This window comes from Sphingobium sp. B2 (assembly GCF_007693735.1).
Classification (GTDB): domain Bacteria; phylum Pseudomonadota; class Alphaproteobacteria; order Sphingomonadales; family Sphingomonadaceae; genus Sphingobium; species Sphingobium xenophagum.
Window position 1 is genome coordinate 462,517 of record NZ_VDBZ01000003.1, and the last position, 20,563, is coordinate 483,079.

Genomic DNA, 20,563 nt, shown 5'->3' on the forward strand with positions numbered 1-20,563 from the left:
ATGTTGGGCGGACCCAGACTGGACAGGATCGACCTGAAAATCCTGACGCAGCTACAGCAGTCGGGCCGGATCACCAATGTCGAGCTGGCCGATGCCGTCGGCCTGTCCCCCAGCCCATGCCTGACCCGCGTCAAGCGACTGGAGAAAGCGGGCTATATCACCGGCTATGGCGCGCATATCAATTTGCACAAGCTGGGCGAATTTCTGACCGTCTTTACCGAGGTGACGCTGACCGAACACCGGTCGGGCGACTTTTCCCGGTTTGAAACCCGCATCCGCAAACTGGACGAGATTGTCGAATGTCATCTGGTCAGCGGAAGATATGATTATCTGCTGAAATTCGTGACCCGCGGGGTCGGCCATTATCAGTCGATCATCGAAGGTATGCTGGAAAGCGATTATGGCATAGAAAAATATTTCAGCTATGTCGTGATCAAATCGCCCTTCATCAAACATCATTATCCGATCCAGCATCTGTTTGGCGAGCAACGCTAGGATTGGAAGCGGAAGCTTGTTGATAGATTATGCATGACATCACCGACCTGATCGAACCGCTCGTTGCGTTCCGCCGCGATATTCACGCGCACCCGGAACTGGGCTTTTGCGAGCATCGCACAGCCGGACGGATTGCCGAGCAGCTGCGCGCGCTGGGACTCGAAGTGCATGAAGGGATCGGGCGTACGGGCGTGGTCGGCGTGCTGCGCAACGGCACGTCGGGACGCAGTATCGGGCTGCGGGCGGATATGGACGCACTGCCGATCGAGGAGCAGACCAACCTGCCCTGGGCCAGCAAGACGCCTGGAACCTTCCATGGTTGCGGCCATGACGGGCATGTCGCGATGCTGCTGGGCGCGGCCCAGCAGCTGACGCGCAGCCGCAATTTCGACGGGACGGTCCATTTCTTCTTCCAGCCAGCCGAAGAAGGGCAAGGCGGTGCGCGCGAAATGGTGCAGGAAGGACTGTTCGAGCGTTTCCCGTGCGAGCGCGTGTTCGGACTGCATAACTGGCCCGATCTGCCAGCGGGCACCATCGCAACCCGGCCCGGCCCGATCATGGGCGCGGCGGACAAGTTCGAAATCCTGCTTGAAGGACGCGGCGGCCATGCCGCGATCCCGCAGGATACGCCCGATGCCATATTGGCCGCAGCGACGCTGGTGACGCAATTGAACGCGATCATATCGCGCCGGATCGCGCCGACCGCGTCGGCCGTGCTGTCGATCACGCAAATCCATGGGGGGCATACCCATAATGTGATCCCCGCCGAAGTCCGTATCGGCGGCACTGTGCGGACGTTCGATGAGCAAGTGCAGGACAGGATCGAAGCGTCTATCCGCGAGATTGCGGCAGGCGTGGCGCTGGCCAACGGGTTGAGCGCGAGCGTCGATTATCAGCGTTACTATCCCGCGACGATCAATGATGCGCAGGCGGCGCAGGAAGCGCTCGACGCGGCAGCGACCGTTGGCGTCGCGCAGCTCGCACCCGACCCCGCCTTCACGTCGGAGGATTTCGCCTTCATGCTGAAAGCCTGCAAGGGTGCCTATATCTGGCTGGGTCAGGCAAAGCCCGAGGGTGGCGCGCCACTCCATAACCCCCATTATGATTTCAACGATGATGTGCTGGGGCTGGGTATCCGGCTGCATGTCGCCCTGGTCGAACGGCATTTGGCGATTTAGGGCTGTAGTAACATATCAGCCTTCGATCGAAGCGATAGGAGCAGCGGACGAAGATGATCTGCCCTATCGCGAAATGACTGGCGATCGGTAGCCAGTCCGCTGGGCTGAATGCCTCTTTGAATTCCCTCAGGCCGGCACGAATCCCGGCCCATATCGTGTCGACGCGCCAGGACGCGCCGGACTTGTATGAGCCGGGATGCTTTGCGCTTACCGGATCGTCAATTGCACGCCGACCGTTCGCGGCGCGTCGACCAGGGCACTGATGCTGCCGGGCGCGAGTGGGATCGACTGCTTGTATTGCGTAGTCAGCTTGTCGGTCAGGTTCTTGCCGACCAGCGCCACTTCCCAACGACCATCCTGCGGCCCGAACCCAATGCGCAGGTCGACCTTGGTATAGCCGCGCTGCTCCAGCAGCGGGTCGGCAGTAGCCGCCATGAAATAGCGTGACGTGAAATAGACCAAGGGATCGACCGTCAGATTGTAATTGCCGACCGGGATAGACGCCCGCGCGCCCACATTGCCGCTCCATTCCGGCGCATTGGTGCGCCGCTTGCCCGACAGATCCTGGGTACAGCCCCCGCCAACTTGCGCCAGTGCCTGGATAGTGCAGGCACCGTTGGGATAATCGGTATATTTGGCGTCGAGATAGGCAACACTGGTATTGAGCGTGAGCCAGGAGGCTGTGCGCAGACTGGCATTGAACTCGACACCTTGCGAGCGCGATGCGCCGACATTCTGCACCAGCGAGGTGATGGTCCCGTTGGGCTGAAGTTGAAGACTGGTTTCCTGCAGGTCCTTATAGTCGCTGCGATAGAATGTCAGGTCCATGTTCAGTCGCCGGTCAAGGAAGCTGCCCTTTATACCCAGTTCATAGGCGTTGACCGTTTCCGGCCCGAAATCCTCGTTCTGCGCCCCAAAGCTATAGCCGCCAGCCTTAAAGCCATTGGCATAGCTTGCGTATATCATGACGTCGCGCGACAGATCATATTGAATGCTTGCGGACGGCATGAATTTATTGTCGGTCCGCTCCGGGCGCGCAAAGTCCGCGGTATTGGTGGCGAGAAGCCGCGCCACAATTGCTGTCTGGGCGGGGGAAAGACTCTGAAATCCCTCGAACGAGGCGAGATTGTCGCCCAGTCCTGGCGCGGCCGTACGATGGGCACGCTTCTGGATGCTGGAGTAACGAGCGCCCAGATTGATCCGGAAATGCTCGATCGGACGGATGGTCGCCGACGCGAAGCCCGACCAGGTCGTATCATTTTGCGTAATGATATTGTTACCGGCGAACAATGTGGAGGCATTGAAAGTGCCCGTGGTGTCGCGCGCGCCAAAGGGCTGAAACGAAAAACCAACAACTGTTCGCGTGCTCAACCGACCATGCGAGGCATAGCCGCCAATCATATATTCCAATGTGCCGCCGGTGGCCGACTGATAGCGAATTTCCTGGCTCACTTGGCGATAACGTTCATCCTGACGCGTGGGATAGCCATTGGTCCCGCCAATCGCATCGGTCAGCGGGAATGGAATGCCCTGCCCCAGGTTCGTGGTGTGATGCCAGAAATAGCCGGAGATCATGTTGATCGATCCGCTGCCGACGTCGACACTGTTCGTCCATGCACCTTCAATGAAGTCATAGTTGGTTTGAGTAGGGCCGGTCGCAGAATGATAATCGAGCGTGTCGTCGATGTTGCCGCCATTCTGATTGAGATAGCGATTGCAGACATTGATCGGGGCGAGCGCGAAGCCCGGCGGAGGGGGACAGTTGATAACCTGGTACATCCCCGAACCACGGGTGCGCGAGCGCGCGCCGTCTATCCGCAAGTCCGACCGGAAGTCGCTGTCCGGCTCCCATTTGAGAGCGATACGTCCCTGGGCCGTGCGGTCATGCGGCCCATCTTCGCCGGTATTGCTGCTTTTGATATATCCGTCGCTACCCGACACGCGACCAGCAATGCGGGCGCTGAGCGATGGGCTGAGCGGCGCGTCCACCCCCATCTGCACATCATATTCCTGGGTCGAGGGAACATAGGTGGCAACCGCATTGTAATTCAATTCTTCGCCTGGCTTTCGCGTGACGATGTTCAGCGCACCGGCAATCGCGTTGGCCCCGAAGAAGGTTGTCTGCGGTCCCTTGAGCACCTCGACCCGTTCAAGGTCAAACAAGGCTGCGCGAGTGGAGCGCGAACGGCTGCGATAGACGCCGTCGACAAAGGTTGCGACCGACTGTTCGAAGCCGGGATTGGGCCCTGACCCGACGCCCCGGATCGTGATCGCATTGGCGATGGTGCCGGTCGAAATCCGCACGTTGGGCAGGCGTACCGCCATGTCATTCAGGCTGGTGATGTTCTGGCGTTGCAGCGTCTCGCCGCCGACGACCGAAACCGCGACTGGCACGTCCTGCAGTCGCTGTTCGCGGCGCTGGGCCGTTACGACGATTTCGCCGTCGGCATTTTGCCCTGCCGCATCCGCCTGCGCAAACGCTGGCGTCGTTAGCAAAGCACAGATGGCAGTTCCCAAAAGCAGATGGCTTTGTGAGATAATTTTCATCACTCCCTCCCAATATTTATTTGGATATAATGTCTATTATTAAAATTATATAATATTGCTCATAATATTATTATATGTATCGCGATTTATAATTCTATTTGGCTAGATCTATCGATTGAAGATCTTTGCCAATTAAGAGAGGGCCACTGTAATGCGCCCTTATTTCTTGTTCGACGACCTGCGTGGATTGGGGGGTCAGGAAGCCCGCGATATGCATCAGAACCAGCTTCTTGACGCCAGCCTTGGCGGCGAGCTTGCCAACTTCCTGCGGCGTCAGATGTTCGAGCGTCATGTGCGCGGCAAGTTCGGTGCGAACTGATCCGCTGTTGTCCACAGGCGCCGCGTCGACGCGCGGCGGCAGGACTTCGCTGACCAGAATGTCGGCGCCTTTCGCCAGGGCAGCGACGGCGTCACTTGGTCCGGTATCGCCGGTGAACACCACGGATCCGCTGGGCGTATCGAACCGATAGGAATAGCTTTTGTCGACCTTGCCGTCAGGCCCGACGGACTTGTGCCCGAAATGCGAGTTCTCGACCGCCGTAACCCTGACCTTGTCGTCAGAATAGATCAGGCCGGGCTGTTTGTCGTGACCGACAAAGCGCGTCTTGGCCGGTGGCAGGCTAGGGATGCCGGCGCGAAAAATCCGCTCCGACACGCTTAGATAGCGCAGCGCTGCGTCGACCAGGAATTCGGTCGCGGGCGGACCATAGATTTCGACCGGCGGCCCTTTGGCGCCGCGAAGCCCCGTGCCGATCCAGTTGAGCGACATCAGCGGTTCCAGTCCCGCCGTATGATCGAGGTGATGATGCGTGATGAAGATTGTTCGCAGCGCGCCAATCGGAAATCCGGCCGCTACAAACTGATGCGCGGTACCCGCGCCCGCGTCGATCAAATAGGGCGTGCCGCCGATAACGAGCAGGGAAGCAGGCTCCGACCGCTCAAGGTCAACCACCGGACCACCCTTAGTTCCCAACAGGATGATCCTGTCCTGCTCGGTCGGCGTTGCAGCGGAGGGCTGAGCCGTCGCGGCCCCTGACATTGCGGCAAAGGCAGTGGCCGCGAGCAACAAAAAGCGTGTCATTCCTTGATCTCCGGACGAAATCCGTGGTTGGGGCGAGGGCCCCCTGATGGTCGGAACCGGACCGGGCCATCACATGCGGGCCCGGCCTTGTTCCAGTGGAGCATCACGATGGTTTGGCCGTGCCGACCGTCACCTTCTCTATCTCACACCCGCAGGTCCGCGGTCCGGTGCGATCGTCCAGCGCTGGCCGCCCGATAATCGCTTCGCCGGCAAGGATGCGAATGATGCGATCGACAGGTGCAGTCTGGGTCACCTTACCGTCGACCTTCATGGTCAGCGTGAAGCCCTTGTCCGCAGGGACGAATGCGACCGAAATCTCATGAGTGCCAGGTGTGAGCGCGCCGCCGCCCTTCACTGTCCGGCGCTCCTGCGCCCGGCCCGACGGATTATACGTAAAGACCGGGACCCCGTTTTCCAGCGACAGCGCATAGCCCGACGGCACGCCCCCCTGGTTGAGGATCGGCCCGTTCTCCATGCCCTGAACTGTTACCTTCGCAACGGCTTCCCAGCCCGGCGTCAGTTCGGGGAAGGCAGCCGCCGGATAGCGTATGTCGCTCGGATAGTAGACATGGGCGACATTGGCTTCGATCGCTGGCGGCCGGAATTTCGAGTTGATCCGTTCAAAGAAGTCGGCGGACAAGGGATAGATGTTGAACTTTGCAGCAGCCTTGTCGAAATCCGCCCTCAATTCGGCGAGTTTTTCGGGATATTTGGCAGACACATCAACGGTCTGGGAATAATCGTTATTCAGATTGTAAAGCTGCCAGGTCGCTTTGTAGGGATTGGTCTTATTTGGTCCCCAAGGCTTCCAGTTCACGTCTGTTCCTGCCAGCCACCCGTCCTTGTAATAGGCGCGGCTGCCAAGCATTTCGAAATATTGCTCGCGATGGCGGGTCGCGGCTTTGGCGTCCTTGAAAGTATAATTTAGCGCCACGCCATCGATCGGTTGCTGCACAACGCCATCCACCTTTTCCGGAGGTGCGATGCCGATGGCCTCATAGATGGTGGGGGCGATGTCGATCACATGACTGAACTGAGTGCGAACGCCGCCCTTGTCGGCGATGCCCTTGGGCCATGAAATGACCATGCCATCGCGCAGTCCGCCCAGTTTGGACGCGACCGTCTTGCCCCAGGGGAAGGGCGTGTTGGTGGCATAACCCCAGCCGACCGGATAGTTGCTCAGCACATGCTCGCTGCCAAGTCGGTCGATGTCTTTCAGCATGTCTTCGTCCGAAGGCTCGATCCCTGCGAACAGCGAATAGACATTGTTGGTGCCGCGTAGATTGTGCAGCGCCGCGCCATTGTCGCCCTGGATGAAGATGATCAGCGTGTTATCGAGTTGTCCGGTATCCTTCAGCCGCGCGATGATCCGGCCGAACTGATCGTCGGTATAGGCAAGCTGGGCGGCAGCGACCTCCATCATGCGCGCATAAAGACGCTTCTGGTCGGAAGACAGGCTGCTCCACGCGGGCACACCCGGCAACGGCGGCGCCAGCTTCGTATCGGGCGCGACCACACCCATTTTCTTTTGGCGAGCAAGTATCTGTTCGCGGACGACATCCCATCCCATGTCGAACTTGCCTTTGAACTTGTCGATCCACTCCTTGGGCGCCTGCTGCGGCCCGTGCATGGCACCCGGCGCATAATAGGCAAAGAACGGCTTGTCGGGGTTGGAGCCATTTTGCGCGCTCATCCAGGCGAGCAAATGGTCGGCCATGTCCTTTTCAAATATATAGTCGGGATCGTTGGGATCACGGCGGACGCCGATATGATTTTCAAGCAACGGCGGATTGGCCTGATCCGTCCCGGCGGCGTTGAAGCCATAGAAATAATCGAAGCCCATGCCGCTCGGCCAGTGCGTGAACGGTCCCATCGGCCCCAGTTCCCAGTCTGGCGTATTGTGGTTCTTGCCGAACCAGGCGGTGTCGTAACCGTTATTTTTCAGCACCTGGCCCAGAGTTGCCGCGCTGTCGGGAATGACAGATGTATAGCCCGGCTCATCCACGGACACGTTGCTGATCGATCCGGATCCGACCGCATGATGGTTGCGTCCGGTCAGCAGCGACGCCCGCGTGGGCGAACACATGGCCGTCGTGTGAAACTGCGTGTATTTTAGTCCATTACGCGCGAGCATGTCGAAATTGGGCGTCGGGATCGGCCCGCCAAACGTGCTCGACGCGCCAAAACCGACATCGTCGGTCAACACCAGCAGGACATTGGGAGCGCCTTTGGGCGCCTTGGGAATATTGGGATAATAGCGCCAGTTCCCGTCAGCCTGCGTGCGCAACGGTTGCTGCTGTTGCGCAGATGCCGCGTCGCCACCAGCCTGTGCCAAACCCTGCCCACTGAGGGAGGCGACGAGGCCGGCGGCAATCACACGCGCCATATCCTTCGCCAATCGCGCACGCACCCGCTTCAGATACCCTTGCCGCATCATCAGTCCTTTCCCAATCTTCTTGTCGACCCTGCTTGCGAAGGCCTTTGCTTTCCGCCGTTAGCCGGTAATCAAGCGCGCCGTCGTGCCAGAGGGGGTATCCGGCCAACTTGAGCGCAGTGCATATTGGCTCATACGCTTGGCGACTTGTTCCTGTGTGCACCCACAGGGGGCAACCGGGCCGGATATTTCTATCGCGCGCCGGTTTCCTTCTCCTGGCTGATGGTTACGGACAGCAGCCGCCCTTGATAGGCAAAGGGCAGTTGCATATCGTCGGCGACAGATTCATCACCCAACTGCCCAACGGAGCCAGCAAGGCCGAGGAAAGAGGACGACATGGGTGTAGTCTGGCGAGCCACTTCCTTGCCATCGACCGACAGTTCCAATGTCCCTCCCCGGCCCGGCATGGCGTCCGGGACGAAACGGCCCATAATGCTATGCGTGCCTGGGGAGAGTGGCTCAGACCCGCTCAGCCGGATCGCGCTATCATGATCGGAAGGATCGTAGAGAAAAACCGGCTTGCCGTTGATGACGAAAAGCCCCCAGCCCATCGCCCAGCCGCCTTGCGCGACCAGGGTTCCGTCCCCTCCTGCCGATGGAACATCTACTTGTGCACTGGCTGACCATCCGGTCCGCATCAGGCTGGGGAAGGCGCCATAGTTGAACCGCGCCGTGCTGGGATAATATGTCACGCTGTTGCGTCCCCCCAAGATCGACGGACGGAAACGGGCATCGAGACGGCTGAAGAAATCGGAGGTCAAAGGGAAGACGTTGTTCGCCTTCGCAGCCGTTTCGAAATCGGCCTGCAATGCGGCGAGCTTTTCGGGATGTTTGGCCGCCAGATTGACGGACTGCGAATAATCCCGATTGAGATCGTATAATTCCCACTTGAATGCGAGCGGGTCGACATGGGTCGGACTATGATCCCATGTCGGGCGTGCCGGGACCGTGTTGGCGAGCCAACCGTCCTTATAAAAACCGCGATTGCCCATCAGTTCGAAATATTGCTCAGTATGGCGGTTCGCAGCCTTTGCCTCACGAAAGGTGTAGGCAAAACTCACGCCGTCGATCGGCATCTGATCGACCCCGTTCATCTGCGTGGGCGGAGTAATGCCGATCGCTTCGTAGACGGTCGGCGCAATATCGATGACATGGGTGAACTGCCCACGGGTCTGTCGCTGGTCGGCGACATGGCCCGGCCAGGACACCACCATGCCGTTCATCGTGCCGCCAAGATGTGACGCAACCTGCTTGGAATATTGGAAGGGCGTGTTCATCGCATAAGCCCATCCCGCCTGATACACGCCCGCGCTGTGCGGCCCGCCCAGACTGTCTTCCTTGCCAATCATCTGATCCCATTCAGGATCATTGTTGTTCATCGAGGCATATTCATTGTTCGTACCCCGCGGCCCGGCCTCTTCCGACGAGCCATTGTCGCCCTGAACGTAGATGATCAGCGTATTGTCATACTCGCCAAGCCGCTTGAGTTCGCCGATTACCCGGCCGAATTGATCGTCGAAGAAGGCGAGCTGGGCGGCGTAAACCTCCATCATCCGCGCCGACACTTTCTGCTGCTCCGGCGTAAGGGAATCCCATGCCGGGAGAGCGGCTTCACGCGGATTGAGGCGCGCATTCTTGGGAATGACGCCCATTGCCTTTTGCCGCTTGAATATCTCGACGCGCAGCTTGTCCCAGCCCATATCGAACTTGCCGCGAAACTTGGCGATCCACTCCTTGGGTGCCTGCTGAGGGCCATGCGCGGTACCGGGCGACCAATACATCAGGAAAGGCGCATCTGGGCGCAACGACTTTTGCCCGCCCAGCCACTGGATCGCATGATCGGCCGTATCGCGATCCAGAATATAGTCGGGCTTGCCGATATAGGGGCGGATGGTGTTGAGATTTTCGGTCAGGATCGGCGCGAACTGGCTGGTTGCCGGTCCATTGAAACCGTAAAAATAGTCAAAGCCCAGCCCCAGTGGCCATCGGTCGAACGGCCCGTAGGGCGTCAAATCCCAGGGAGGCGTATTGTGATTCTTGCCAAACCAGGAGGTGTCATATCCATTGGCCTTTAACACCTGACCGATCGTCGCGGCAGTTTTCGGTATGGACGCATTATAGCCGGGCGCGTCCATCGACACCTCGGATATGGCGCCAAACCCTACCCGGTGATGATTGCGGCCGGTCAGCAGCGCGGCACGCGTCGGGGAGCACATCGCGGTCGTGTGGAAATTATTGTATCGAACACCCTGCGCCGCCAGTGCGTCGTAATTTGGCATGGGAATGAGCCCGCCAAAGGTGCTGCTTGCCCCGAAACCGACGTCGTCGGTCAGGACGATGAGGATATTGGGTGCTTGGGCGGGAGCCTGCGGGCGGGCGGGATAGGTCTTGAATGCCGGCTGCGGCGCGGCGAGGCTACCGCCGCTGGCAAGAACTGCAGTTGCCGGCATAACCATTGCTGTGGTTGCAGCTATCAGCTTGATCCAGTTACGCACGGTCGCAATTCTCCTTAGTAATTGTCGGCAGCGCCATGATGCCGGTTCGCTCTGCCCTGCCGATGATCAACACCCATGCGATGCACAGGGCGACAGGGATAAGAGCGGCGAGCATGAAGCCGCCGACACCTACATGAGCGACCAGCCAGCCGCCGGCCAACGGCCCGCAGATTGCACCTGATCGCGTGACGGCGATTGACAGGCCGACAAAACTGGACAGCAGATGCTGCGGATAGAAAATCATGCCAAAAATGGTGATGGCGATATGGGCGCCGGAAATTCCTACGCCTACGGCCAGTAGCAACAGTGCCCAGAGCGTCCCGCTATAGGCCGTGACGGCGATGCCGATCAGTCCGGCGGCTGCGCAAAGATATCCGCCAACGAACGTCCCGACCGCGCGACCCCGATCCAATTGATAGGCGAAAAAAAAGCCGCCCACGATGCCGCCAAACTGAAACAATCCGCTGAGCCGTGCGGCCGTGTCTACCGGCATGCCACCGCGAGGCAGCAGGGTCGGCAGCCAATTTATCATCATATAGATGAGGAACGTATTGGTCGTCGCCAGCCCCAGGAGCAGCAATGTCTTGATCCGGTGGGCAGGCAGGAATAGCTCAAAAAGCGGAGAGGCTGAAGGCTGCCGCCTGGTTGTGGTGGACGAAGACGGGATCGCCTGCTGATGCGACGGCATCAGGATCACCAGACCGGCTATTGCGATCAGCGTCAGCAGCCCCGCTATCACGAACAGCGCCTGCCAATTGCCTATTCTCACCACCGGCGCAACAATCATTGCGGCCATCACCGACCCCACGGGGATCGCCGTATTGACGATCGCCAGAATTCTGGCGCGCATGTGCATGGGCGCGATGTGGGCCACGCTGGCCGTGACATTGGGCAGGCACGCGCCAAGGCCGATGCCGGTCAGCAAGCGCCAGACGACGAACGCCGAGACATTGTCTGCTGTGGCGGTGCCGAAAGTAGCCCCCGCCGCCAGCATGCCCGTCCAGACGATCATGCGCTTGCGGCCGAACCTTTCCCCCAGCGGGGCGAGCAACACCGATGCGAGACCGATGCCTATCAGGACGGCGGAGAGGCTGAGGGCGAAGGCAGAGGGAGGCTGGCCCCATTGCGCGCTCACGCGTGGCACGGCGAGCGGCATTGCAGCGAGGTCCAGCCCTTCGATCAGCATGAAGAAAGCGCAGAAGAACAGGATTGCGACGGTTCGCCCGGTTAGCCGGTCATGAACCGTGCCAGAGGCGTTGATCGCCTGGTCAAGCATCATTCCCACCTCTCCTGGCCAGCCTTCTGGCTTTATGCGCCGCCGCCGCTGGCACTGCGTCTATGGTGCAACGCATAGGCCCGCCTAAGACGGGAGAGAACGTGTTAAATCGATAGGGAGTGATAGCATTTTACCTATCGCGACCTTTCGCTTTTTGGGGTTCCCCTGGCCCCCTCTGAAGGGCCATTGAGGGCTATAAGCTGTCTCCAGAGAACAGGAGAAAGCGCGGACGAAAGAGGATGGCGAAGAACGGCAAGAAGGGTGATAACAGGAGCGGGTCAAAGGCCACCGGGTTGGCCGCTGGCGCAATCAGATTCCGATTTCATCCTGACGCGCCTTGTCGCGCCTGTTCGCCTGATGGGCTGAGAGGTCGTTACATGAAGGGCATCGCAGGACTGGCGTGGATGGCAGGCATGATCGCCTTGCTGAGCGCCTGTGGCGGGACGGATCGACATTCCGCCACCCGCGATGGTGCCGACTGGCCGACGACCGGCGGGACGCTTGACGCCCAGCGCTTCAGTCCGCTCAACAGCATCAACCGGGACACGGTGGGCCGACTGGGCCTTGCCTGGTCGGTTGATCTCGACACCAATGCCGGTCAAGAAGCCACGCCGATCATGCGGGACGGCACCCTTTACATCATCAGTGCTTATGACGTGGTGCGCGCGGTGGACGCGCGGACCGGCGAGGTGCGCTGGACCTATGACCCGCAGGTGCGTGCGGCGGCCGCACGCTCATGTTGCGGTCCAGTGTCGCGCGGCGTAGCGGTGGAAAACGGGCTTGTCTATGTGGGGGCGCTGGACGGTCGCCTGATCGCACTCAATGCGCAGGACGGCACAGTGCGCTGGCAAGTGCAGACGCTGGACGACGCCTGGCCGCCCGCTGTCAACTATTCGATCACGGGCGCGCCCCGCGTCATCAAGGGGCGCGTCATCATCGGCAACGGTGGCGCGGAATTCGGCGCGCGCGGCTTCATTACCGCCTATAACGCCCAAAGCGGGAAGAAAGAGTGGCGCTTCTACACAGTGCCCGGCAAACCGGGGACTAGAGACAATGCCGCATCCGACGCGATGCTTGGCAAGGTGCGATCGACTTGGAACGGGCAATGGTGGCGCTGGGGCGGCGGTGGCACTGTGTGGGACGCGATCGAATATGATCGCGAACTTGACCTGCTCTATTTCGGCGTCGGCAATGGCAGCCCGACAAATCATGGGCTGCGCAGCGACGGCAAGGGCGATAACCTGTTCCTGGCCTCAATCGTCGCTGTCCGTCCCGATACCGGCGAATATGTCTGGCATTATCAGGAAACACCGGCCGAAAGCTGGGACTATACTGCGACGCAGCCGATCATCCTTGCGGACCTCGAAATAGGCGGAAAAATGCGCAAGGTGCTGATGCAGGCACCGAAAAACGGGTTCTTCTACATTCTGGACCGCGCGACCGGCGAATTGCTGTCCGCCGACCCCATCGCCAAGACGACATGGGCCAGCCACATCGATCTCAAGACCGGGCGTCCGGTGGAAAATCCGGATGCCCGCTACTATCGCACCGGCAGGACGACGGTCCTGTATCCAAGTTCCGGCGGCGCGCACAATTGGCAGCCCATGTCCTACAGTCCACAAACCGGGCTGGTCTATCTTCCGGTCATGGAAATGGGCATCCCGCTCAGCCAGGGTGGCAGTCAGACGCCGGTCCCGGGGGTCTATAACACCGGCACCGACATGCAGGGCGGAACCGCCTGGAGCGCAGAACAACTGAAAACCATCCGCCAGGATACAAAAGGGTTCCTGATGGCGTGGGATCCCGTACGGCGAAAGGTCGCATGGAAGCGCGAGCTCGCTGCCAATTTCAACGGCGGCGTGCTTTCGACGGGAGGCGGCCTGGTGTTCCAGGGTAACGCTGAACGGAAATTCACCGCTTATGATGCCAAGAATGGGGAATTGCTCTGGCAGTTCGATGCGCAGACCGGCATCGCCGCCGCGCCGATCACCTACGCGATCGATGGCATTCAATATGTCGCGGTCATGGCCGGATGGGGCGGCGCATGGCCGATGCTGGGCGGGCAACTGGCGGAACAGCCGGTAAACGGGGTAGGACCAAACCGCCTGCTGGTGTTCCGCCTCGACGGCAAGGGCATCCTGCCACCCCTCCCGAATGCAACGCCTCGGCAGCTCGATCCGCCGAACGAAACGGCATCTGCAGACCTGATTGCGCGCGGTAACGGTCTCTATGGGGAAAACTGCCTGCGCTGTCATGGCATGGCGGCGGTTAGCGCCAGCATGGTGCCCGACCTGCGGCACAGCGGCGCGATCCACAGTGCCGACGCCTTCAACCAGATAGTGATAGGCGGCGCGCTCAAGGACCAGGGAATGCCCGGTTTCAGGACGCAGATCACCGCATCCGACCTTGAAGCCGTCCGCGCCTATCTCATCCATCGCGCCAATCAGGATGCGAAAAACAACGGGTCTGGCACCCGGTAACGCGACGTACGTCAATGTTAATCAGTGCAGTAGAGGATTCTCCATGACCATCGAGGCCAAGTTACAAGCTCTCACCGAAGCTCTGGCACGTGTTGAAAAGCGCGCGCAGGCGGCAGAAGACTATATCGCCATTTCCAATCTCCAGCGGACCTATGGCTATTATGTCGACAAGTTCCAGTGGGAACAGGTCGCCGACCTGTTCGCCCGCGACGCGATCATCGAAATCAACGCGCGCGGCAAGTTCAAGGGGCATGAGCGTATTCGCGAATATATGCGCCATTTCGGGCCGGCGCAGCGCGGCGTGCTGATGAACCATATCCAGTTGCAGCCAGTCATCCACATCGACGAGGATGGCGAGACCGCGCATGGCCGCTGGCGTGCGATGATGCAGGTCGGCGAATTGGGCGGTGTCGCCCGTCTCGGCGAAGCGATCTACGAAAATCGCTATATCAAGGAGGATGGTGTCTGGAAAATCGCATCGCTGCGCGCATACCAGACTTTCTACGTTCCCTATGAAGGCGGCTGGGGTAAGGAAGCCCTGCCCCTCGTTACCCATTTCGACGACCTGGAGCCGGACGAATATAGCGAACCCTATCCGGTCTTTCCCGATGTCTTTGTTCCGCCCTATCACTACTCCAATCCCGTGAGCGGGAGGAAGTGAGGAGGAAGCGCGTGTCGCGATGTTGACGATCCGGCAGATGATCATCTTTGCCGCCGTGGTCAGGCATGGCAGTTTCCGTGCCTGCGCGGAACAGGCCGGCCTCACCCAGGTGGTCGTGAGTGCGCATATCCGCGAACTCGAAAACAGGCTGGGCGTGTCGCTCTTTGAGCGGCGCCCCGGCCATGCCGCCGCATTGACCACGAAAGGGCAGCATGCGTTCGAACGCATCTCCGCGATCCTGGCCGACCTGAACGATCTGCAACGCGAACTGACGGGCGAACAGACCCGCAGGACACTGAACCTTACGACCTATGGCTTCATCATGCTGAAGTTGCAGGACAGGATCGACGCCTTCGAGGACGCAAGGCCGCAGATCGAGCTGCACATTCGGCTTGATCCGCCGGATAATCGGACGCTGGCTATGCAGGTGCATCGGGGCGAGGTCGATCTCGCCTGCTTTTATACAATGGATCAGGATGAAGTTCCTGGCAGCGTACATGTCGGGCACGAGCAGCTAGCCATCTACGTCGGACCGGACCATCCACTGGCCAGTGCAAAAGGTGTGACCGGCGCAGAGCTCGGCCGTCATCCGGCCATCATGCTCCGGCATGAAAATCCGCAACGCCGTCTGACCGATCTGGCGTTGGACCGCATCGGCGCTGTTCCGGGCAAGATCATATTGGAAACGGACGCGCTCGCGCTGATGCTCAATAATGTGCGTCGCAACCGCGCCTGGATATGCTTGTTTCAGGATTCGGTAGACGACATGATTCCCGGGCTTGTACGCGTGGACCTTGCCACGCCGTTGCCGCCTGTCGAGATCCGGCTGCTCTCACGCCCCTCAGCGCGGCATGACCCCAATCTGATCGCCCTTCGCGACAGTTTTTGCGGATAGACGTCCGCAACGATGTAGGAGCCGCGGCGGAACATGCCGAAATCGGTCTTCATGCCATTCTGGCCTGACAGGTCCCTCGCTCCAATGCCTTAAGGCCGGAGCCGTATCGGGCCTTGCAGTATCCCTAACGAATGTTACTGTTATCTCAACAACCAAACACGCTTTGCCCCGTCGGCGTGAGCGAAACGAGGAAGAGGATTTTCAGATGCGAGATCAAACGCCCGTCACGATCCTGATCCCGGCGGCGCAGGTGCCCGAAGGCCAGACTCCGCCTATGATCGCAGCCGATCATGATGCGCTGCTGGCCAGCGACGATCCGCGTCTGCGTGCAAACAAGCAGTTGTGCTACGATATGTATCGGACGTTATTGCAAGCCGGTCGCGCCGACCGCGTGCGTGAATTCATCGGTCCTCACTATATTCAGCACAACCCCAATGTCGTCAGCGGTGCCGCCGCGTTGGAAGAGTTTATTCGCAATTCGCGGCCCGAACGACCGATTGAGGATCGCATTGCGTTGCCCTTGACCGCCATCATAGCGGAACGAGACATGGTAACGTTCGTGTTCGTGCGCCAGGAAAAGGACGAGGCTGGGGATACCTATTACACGAGCTGGTTCGACGTTTTCCGGGTCGAAAACGGCCTGATCGTCGAACATTGGGACCCGGCAATGAAGAGCGCGGAGATGCTGAAACTGGACCCGAACAAAAAGCGGATCGATCCCTGATTCCTGCTCGATTTCACGGCAGCGCCACTAGCAGGGCAATGCCTGGGTCGCATGCCGTTGGTCGATGGAACAGGCAAAGGTCTGGCCGCTCAGCGGAGTGCGCCTGTTGAAATATAGGTAGCTGCCCATCGTCCAAGCGAGGCGCGTAATGGACGAAAGGGCCGCCCGTGCTGCACTAGGCAGGACGAGCCGCCCCTAGCCGACCCTAGCCGACCCTAGCCGACCCTAGACGCGTCGGTATCTCGCCGCCCAGATAAGATGCAGGCCGCTCCATAGATAGAAGGCACCAAAGCATGCGATTGCCAGCCGGATGCCGGTCGCGCCGGCTTGCGCACAAGCCGATCCGGACACTTGCCCTACAGCGCCAGCGCACTGGGCCGCGAAATTGGCTGATCCATAGGCCCAGGCAGAAAGATGATCGCTGGCGAGGCCGGCAATCGGTGGACCAAAGCCCTGCCCCGTCAAATACATGATCAGCAAGAACAGCGCCGATCCGGTCGCGCGACTACGCGAATCGAGCAGTCCGTGGAGCGCGGCGATGGCCGGTCCCATCGCCATGTAGAAAAATAGCGAACCCGTCAGCATCAGGCAAAAGGCGGGAACCAGATCCTTTTGCATGACCCCTATAATGAAGATCGGCGCGCCAACGATCGCACCGATGCCGGGCACCGCGATCAACATTCGCGCATCACGCCGAGCCAGCCATTCAGCGCCATAGCCGCCTGCGATCGTTCCGATGGCGGACGCTATGCCGCTCAACAGGCCGAAGGCAAGCCCCGCCTGTCCTACGTCCAGATTGAAGCTGCGGGCAAAAAAGGCAGGGAGGAAGGTGTTGATGCCAAAGGCACCCAGGCTGACGACAGATACGCCGATCAGGATATGCCGCATGCAACGATCGCGTACCAGGATCAGGAAAACATCCTTCAAACGCATTCGTTCGGCATCGATCGCTACGTCCTGGCGCGCAGGCTCACGCATCACGAGCAACGCCAGGATCGATACAAGCAACCCGATGCCACCGATCACGTAGAAGGTAGCGCGCCAGCCGTGCGAGGCGGCGATCGACCCGCCAATGGAGGAGCCCAGGAAAGCCGCGACGGGAACGCCCAGCATGAACAATGATATGGCCGATGCTCGCTTTTCAGGAGGATACATGTCCGAAATCATCGAATGGGGTGGCGCTTCTGTCCCCGCACTGCCACCAGCCATCCCGAACCGCGCTGCAATCAACTGCATGAAACTGCTCGTCGCGCCGCAAAGCATGGTGAATGCCGATGCGAACATGAGCGATCCAGCCGCTACCCATTTGCGCGGATAGCGATCCGCCAGCCAGGCGAGCGGCAGCGACGCAAAGGTGTTAATCACCGCGAACGCGGTGCCGCCAAGAAGGCCGATCTGAAAATCGCTCAGGCTGAAATCGGCCTTGATCTGCTGCGCGACCAGCGCAATGACAATCCGGTCAATGAACCCAAAGCCGTAGATGGCGGTGAGCAGGAACAGCGCGATCCTGCGTGCGCCGGGCGTCATGGTCGCCCCCCTGTTACCGGCGGGCGAGTCGGAAAGATGGATTGCATGGTCGATCCTCTGGGTGATTGGGGGAAGGGCAGCAGACGGCACATCAAAACGCGCGGCGGCTTTCGTCGCCACGGTGAAGCTCCCTTCCCCGGCCGGTTTCAGTGAAACAGGCGACTGCTGCGAAAGGCTCTGGGCGTTTCGCCGAAACGTCCCTTGAACGAGCGGCTGAAGTGCTGGGAATCGTTGAAACCCCAATAATGCGCGATGTCAGTGATCGAGCGGTGGGCTTGCGCAGGGTCCAGCAAGTCCTGCCTGCACCGGTCCAGCCGCCGATGCCAGATCATCCGGCCCAGCGTTTCGGCGTCATCGGCGAACAGTTTATGCAGGGTCCGTTTGGCGTAACCCATTTCCTGCGCGATCCGGGCCACATCCAGATCGCGGTCGGCCAGATTGCGATCGACGAAGTCGATCACCGCGAGGCGACGAGCGCGCGTGCTATTGGCGCTCTGCGCGACAGGATCGGCATCCCATACCGTGTTGAGCATCTGGATCAGCGCATTGCCCATCTGGCCACGATCGCGTCGCCCCATGGCAGTTGCGGCATTGACCGCCGCACTGGTGCTGCTGTGCAGAATGCTGGCCGCACCTTGCAGAAAACTCTGCGGCAGGATTGGTTGCCGCGCGCCCTTGTCCCATGCTGCGAAGCGGTGGCGTGGCAGCGCCAGCGCAAGCAAGCGGGTCGCCTGAGGCGCTATCATCGAATAGGAGACCGCCTTGTCAAAGGCGCACCATTGGCCAGAGTCGAGCCGAATAGTCTGTCCGCTCTGGACGATGTCGCAATGACCTTCCTCCATGAACAGGATCTTGATCAGATTATGCCTGTCCGGCCCGCAATGTTGGCCCACACTGTCGATTTGATGTTCGCCCATGGACACGGCGCAGATACGCAAGTCCCCCAGGTCGCATCCGCGTATCGACGCTTCCTGGTCGTCGCCGAGTTCGGCATGAGGGGCCTGCGTGATATTGCGCCATTGCGCTCTGCGCTCCTGACGGGTCGCCGCCTTGGTCGCACAGCTCAGATAATCCATCGAATCATCCTTCTCCTCCGGCTATCGGGCGGCTCTTCGCTGTGAACAGCGCCATGCCGCTTCTATATTGTATCCATAGCGTACACTCCCCCGCCTGCATAGCAATCTTATCCGGCCCGAACGCCCCTCATGCGGGCGCGCTTGAACAAGTCGGTGCTCCATCCCCGCGCTAAAGAGCCGCGATACAAAGACAGATTAAAGGTGGGGATGCTTTGGCTATCATGGGTGTGCAATGGATGGCAGACAGGCGCGCATCCAGCATCTTTGTCGGAGGCGAATGGCAGGATTGTGCAAGCGGCACGACCATAGACGTCATTAATCCCGCAACCGGAGCGTCCATCGGTGCGATCGCGGCAGGCGGCAGGGTCGATGTGGATCGAGCCGTCACCGCCGCAACCAATGCCCTGCACGACGCGCGCCTGCGCTGGGCACCAGCCGCGCGGCAGGATGCTCTGCTGGCGCTGGCCCGCGCGATCGAGGCGCATGGCGAGGAATTCGCGCAACTCGAAATGCACGATACGGGCAAGCCGATAAGTAATGTCCGGCGGGTCGACGTTCCCCAATCGGCGGCCGGGCTGCGCTATTTCGCCGGCTGGGCGACGAAATTGGCGGGCGAGACGATGGATCTGTCGGTGCCAGGAAACTGGCACGCCTGCACCCTGCGCGAACCTGTAGGAGTGGTCGGCCAGATCATTCCCTGGAACTATCCCCTGATGGGCGCGGCGATGAAGATCGGCCCCGCTCTGGCGGCGGGTTGCGCGGTGGTGCTCAAACCGGCCGAACTGACATCCCTATCTGCTCTGCGACTGGCGGATCTGCTGAATGAATGCGGCGTCCCGCCGGGGATGGTCAACATCGTACCGGGTCGGGGTGGAGAGGCTGGTGCGGCGCTGGTCGATCACCCCGGTGTCGCGAAGATCGCCTTCACTGGATCAACGATGACCGGCAGGCAGATCCTGCGCGCCGCTTCGGACCAGATGAAGCGAGTGACGGTGGAACTTGGCGGCAAGTCCCCGGTGATCGTACTGCCAGACGCAGATCTGGATGCGGCTGCGCAGAGTATTGCGATGGGCATCTTCTTCAATTCGGGCCAGACCTGTTCAGCGGGCTCACGGCTTCTTGTCCATGCCTCGGTCGCGGACAGGTTGGTGGAGCGCATCGCGAAAATCACTTCGCGCATGGCAACAGGCAACCCGGCCGACCCCGCCACCCTGCTCGGCCCGGTCATTTCCGACGTACAGCGCGATCGCATAATGGGGTTTGTCGAACGCGCGACAGCTTCTGGCGGTCGCTGCTACACGGGTGGCGTACGGCCTGAAGGTCCAGGCTTTTTCGTGCCCCCTACGATCATAACCGACGTGCGTGCGGACATGGAAATCGTGCGTGAGGAAGTATTCGGGCCGGTGCTCGCGGTCCTGCCCTTCGAAACCACCGACCTTGACGAGATCGCTGGCCTGGCCAACGACAATGATTATGGGCTGAGCGCCTATATCTGGACGCGCAATATCAGCCACGCGCTGGGCCTTGTGAAACGCATCCGTTCGGGCACGGTGCGCGTCAACACCAGCGGCGGCAATGATTTCGCCATGCCGGCAGGCGGGGTGCGCCTTTCCGGCAACGGGCGCGAAAATGGCCGAATGGGCGTCGAAGCCTATACCGAGGTCAAAGCCGTGACGATCGCGCTCTGAGGAGCA

14 protein-coding genes are annotated in these 20,563 nt (G+C 60.2%); 7 read left to right on the top strand and 7 right to left on the bottom strand.

The window, feature by feature from the left end:
• Together FE851_RS20580 and FE851_RS20585 are read left to right on the top strand one after the other, a co-directional pair.
• Complete coding sequence (locus FE851_RS20580) at positions 1-495, top strand: Lrp/AsnC family transcriptional regulator (protein WP_145206555.1); 495 nt, start codon at positions 1-3, stop codon at positions 493-495.
• Between the two features lie 29 nt (positions 496-524).
• Positions 525-1,673 (top strand): M20 aminoacylase family protein, encoded by a 1,149-nt coding sequence (locus tag FE851_RS20585; protein WP_017181881.1) that lies wholly within the window; start codon positions 525-527, stop codon positions 1,671-1,673.
• A 207-nt stretch (positions 1,674-1,880) separates the two neighbouring features.
• Here the strand turns inward: FE851_RS20585 and FE851_RS20590 are convergent, their stop codons facing one another.
• The 5 genes from FE851_RS20590 to FE851_RS20610 form a co-directional block, all read right to left on the bottom strand.
• Positions 1,881-4,220, bottom strand: coding sequence for a TonB-dependent receptor (locus FE851_RS20590; protein ID WP_145206556.1), 2,340 nt, complete (start codon positions 4,218-4,220; stop codon positions 1,881-1,883).
• Positions 4,221-4,314: 94 nt separating this feature from the next.
• A complete protein-coding gene (locus FE851_RS20595; protein ID WP_145206557.1) occupies positions 4,315-5,301 on the bottom strand; it encodes an MBL fold metallo-hydrolase in 987 nt (328 codons plus the stop codon).
• Positions 5,302-5,404: 103 nt separating this feature from the next.
• Entirely contained in the window at positions 5,405-7,738 is a 2,334-nt protein-coding gene (locus FE851_RS20600; protein WP_145206558.1) for an arylsulfatase, read from the bottom strand.
• 188 nt (positions 7,739-7,926) lie between these two features.
• Complete coding sequence (locus FE851_RS20605) at positions 7,927-10,230, bottom strand: arylsulfatase (RefSeq protein ID WP_261371120.1); 2,304 nt, start codon at positions 10,228-10,230, stop codon at positions 7,927-7,929.
• Positions 10,223-11,509 (bottom strand): MFS transporter, encoded by a 1,287-nt coding sequence (locus FE851_RS20610; protein WP_145206559.1) that lies wholly within the window; start codon positions 11,507-11,509, stop codon positions 10,223-10,225. Before FE851_RS20610 ends, FE851_RS20605 begins: the two co-directional genes overlap by 8 nt.
• 374 nt (positions 11,510-11,883) lie before the next feature.
• On the opposite strand from FE851_RS20610, the gene FE851_RS20615 reads away from it, so the two are divergent.
• The 4 genes from FE851_RS20615 to FE851_RS20630 all read left to right on the top strand — a co-directional run bounded on the left by FE851_RS20615 (position 11,884) and on the right by FE851_RS20630 (position 16,266).
• Positions 11,884-13,986, top strand: coding sequence for a PQQ-dependent dehydrogenase, methanol/ethanol family (locus tag FE851_RS20615; protein ID WP_145206560.1), 2,103 nt, complete (start codon positions 11,884-11,886; stop codon positions 13,984-13,986).
• Positions 13,987-14,029: 43 nt separating this feature from the next.
• Complete coding sequence (locus FE851_RS20620; protein ID WP_145206561.1) at positions 14,030-14,647, top strand: nuclear transport factor 2 family protein; 618 nt, start codon at positions 14,030-14,032, stop codon at positions 14,645-14,647.
• A 19-nt stretch (positions 14,648-14,666) separates the two neighbouring features.
• Positions 14,667-15,542, top strand: a complete 876-nt coding sequence (locus FE851_RS20625; RefSeq protein ID WP_145206562.1) for a LysR family transcriptional regulator — start codon at positions 14,667-14,669, stop codon at positions 15,540-15,542.
• Between the two features lie 274 nt (positions 15,543-15,816).
• Positions 15,817-16,266, top strand: a complete 450-nt coding sequence (locus tag FE851_RS20630) for a nuclear transport factor 2 family protein (protein ID WP_261371121.1) — start codon at positions 15,817-15,819, stop codon at positions 16,264-16,266.
• A gap of 225 nt (positions 16,267-16,491) precedes the next feature.
• On the opposite strand, the gene FE851_RS20635 is transcribed toward FE851_RS20630, so the two are convergent.
• Together FE851_RS20635 and FE851_RS20640 are read right to left on the bottom strand one after the other, a co-directional pair.
• Entirely contained in the window at positions 16,492-17,793 is a 1,302-nt protein-coding gene (locus tag FE851_RS20635; RefSeq protein ID WP_145206563.1) for a spinster family MFS transporter, read from the bottom strand.
• 146 nt (positions 17,794-17,939) lie between these two features.
• Positions 17,940-18,869 (bottom strand): helix-turn-helix domain-containing protein, encoded by a 930-nt coding sequence (locus FE851_RS20640; protein WP_145206564.1) that lies wholly within the window; start codon positions 18,867-18,869, stop codon positions 17,940-17,942.
• Positions 18,870-19,105: 236 nt separating this feature from the next.
• Between FE851_RS20640 and FE851_RS20645 the strand changes: the two genes are divergently transcribed.
• Positions 19,106-20,557 (top strand): aldehyde dehydrogenase family protein, encoded by a 1,452-nt coding sequence (locus FE851_RS20645; RefSeq protein ID WP_261371122.1) that lies wholly within the window; start codon positions 19,106-19,108, stop codon positions 20,555-20,557.
• Positions 20,558-20,563: the final 6 nt, after the last annotated feature.

Coding starts and splice junctions, on each gene's coding strand:
- FE851_RS20580 (WP_145206555.1), top strand. CDS start 1: ATGTTGGGCGGACCCAGACTGGACAGGATCGACCTGAAAATCCTGACG.
- FE851_RS20620 (WP_145206561.1), top strand. CDS start 14,030: ATGACCATCGAGGCCAAGTTACAAGCTCTCACCGAAGCTCTGGCACGT.
- FE851_RS20625 (WP_145206562.1), top strand. CDS start 14,667: ATGTTGACGATCCGGCAGATGATCATCTTTGCCGCCGTGGTCAGGCAT.
- FE851_RS20635 (WP_145206563.1), bottom strand. CDS start 17,793: ATGACGCCCGGCGCACGCAGGATCGCGCTGTTCCTGCTCACCGCCATC.
- FE851_RS20640 (WP_145206564.1), bottom strand. CDS start 18,869: ATGGATTATCTGAGCTGTGCGACCAAGGCGGCGACCCGTCAGGAGCGC.
- FE851_RS20630 (WP_261371121.1), top strand. CDS start 15,817: ATGATCGCAGCCGATCATGATGCGCTGCTGGCCAGCGACGATCCGCGT.
- FE851_RS20600 (WP_145206558.1), bottom strand. CDS start 7,738: ATGATGCGGCAAGGGTATCTGAAGCGGGTGCGTGCGCGATTGGCGAAG.
- FE851_RS20615 (WP_145206560.1), top strand. CDS start 11,884: ATGAAGGGCATCGCAGGACTGGCGTGGATGGCAGGCATGATCGCCTTG.
- FE851_RS20645 (WP_261371122.1), top strand. CDS start 19,106: ATGGCAGACAGGCGCGCATCCAGCATCTTTGTCGGAGGCGAATGGCAG.
- FE851_RS20610 (WP_145206559.1), bottom strand. CDS start 11,509: ATGATGCTTGACCAGGCGATCAACGCCTCTGGCACGGTTCATGACCGG.
- FE851_RS20590 (WP_145206556.1), bottom strand. CDS start 4,220: ATGAAAATTATCTCACAAAGCCATCTGCTTTTGGGAACTGCCATCTGT.
- FE851_RS20595 (WP_145206557.1), bottom strand. CDS start 5,301: ATGACACGCTTTTTGTTGCTCGCGGCCACTGCCTTTGCCGCAATGTCA.
- FE851_RS20585 (WP_017181881.1), top strand. CDS start 525: ATGCATGACATCACCGACCTGATCGAACCGCTCGTTGCGTTCCGCCGC.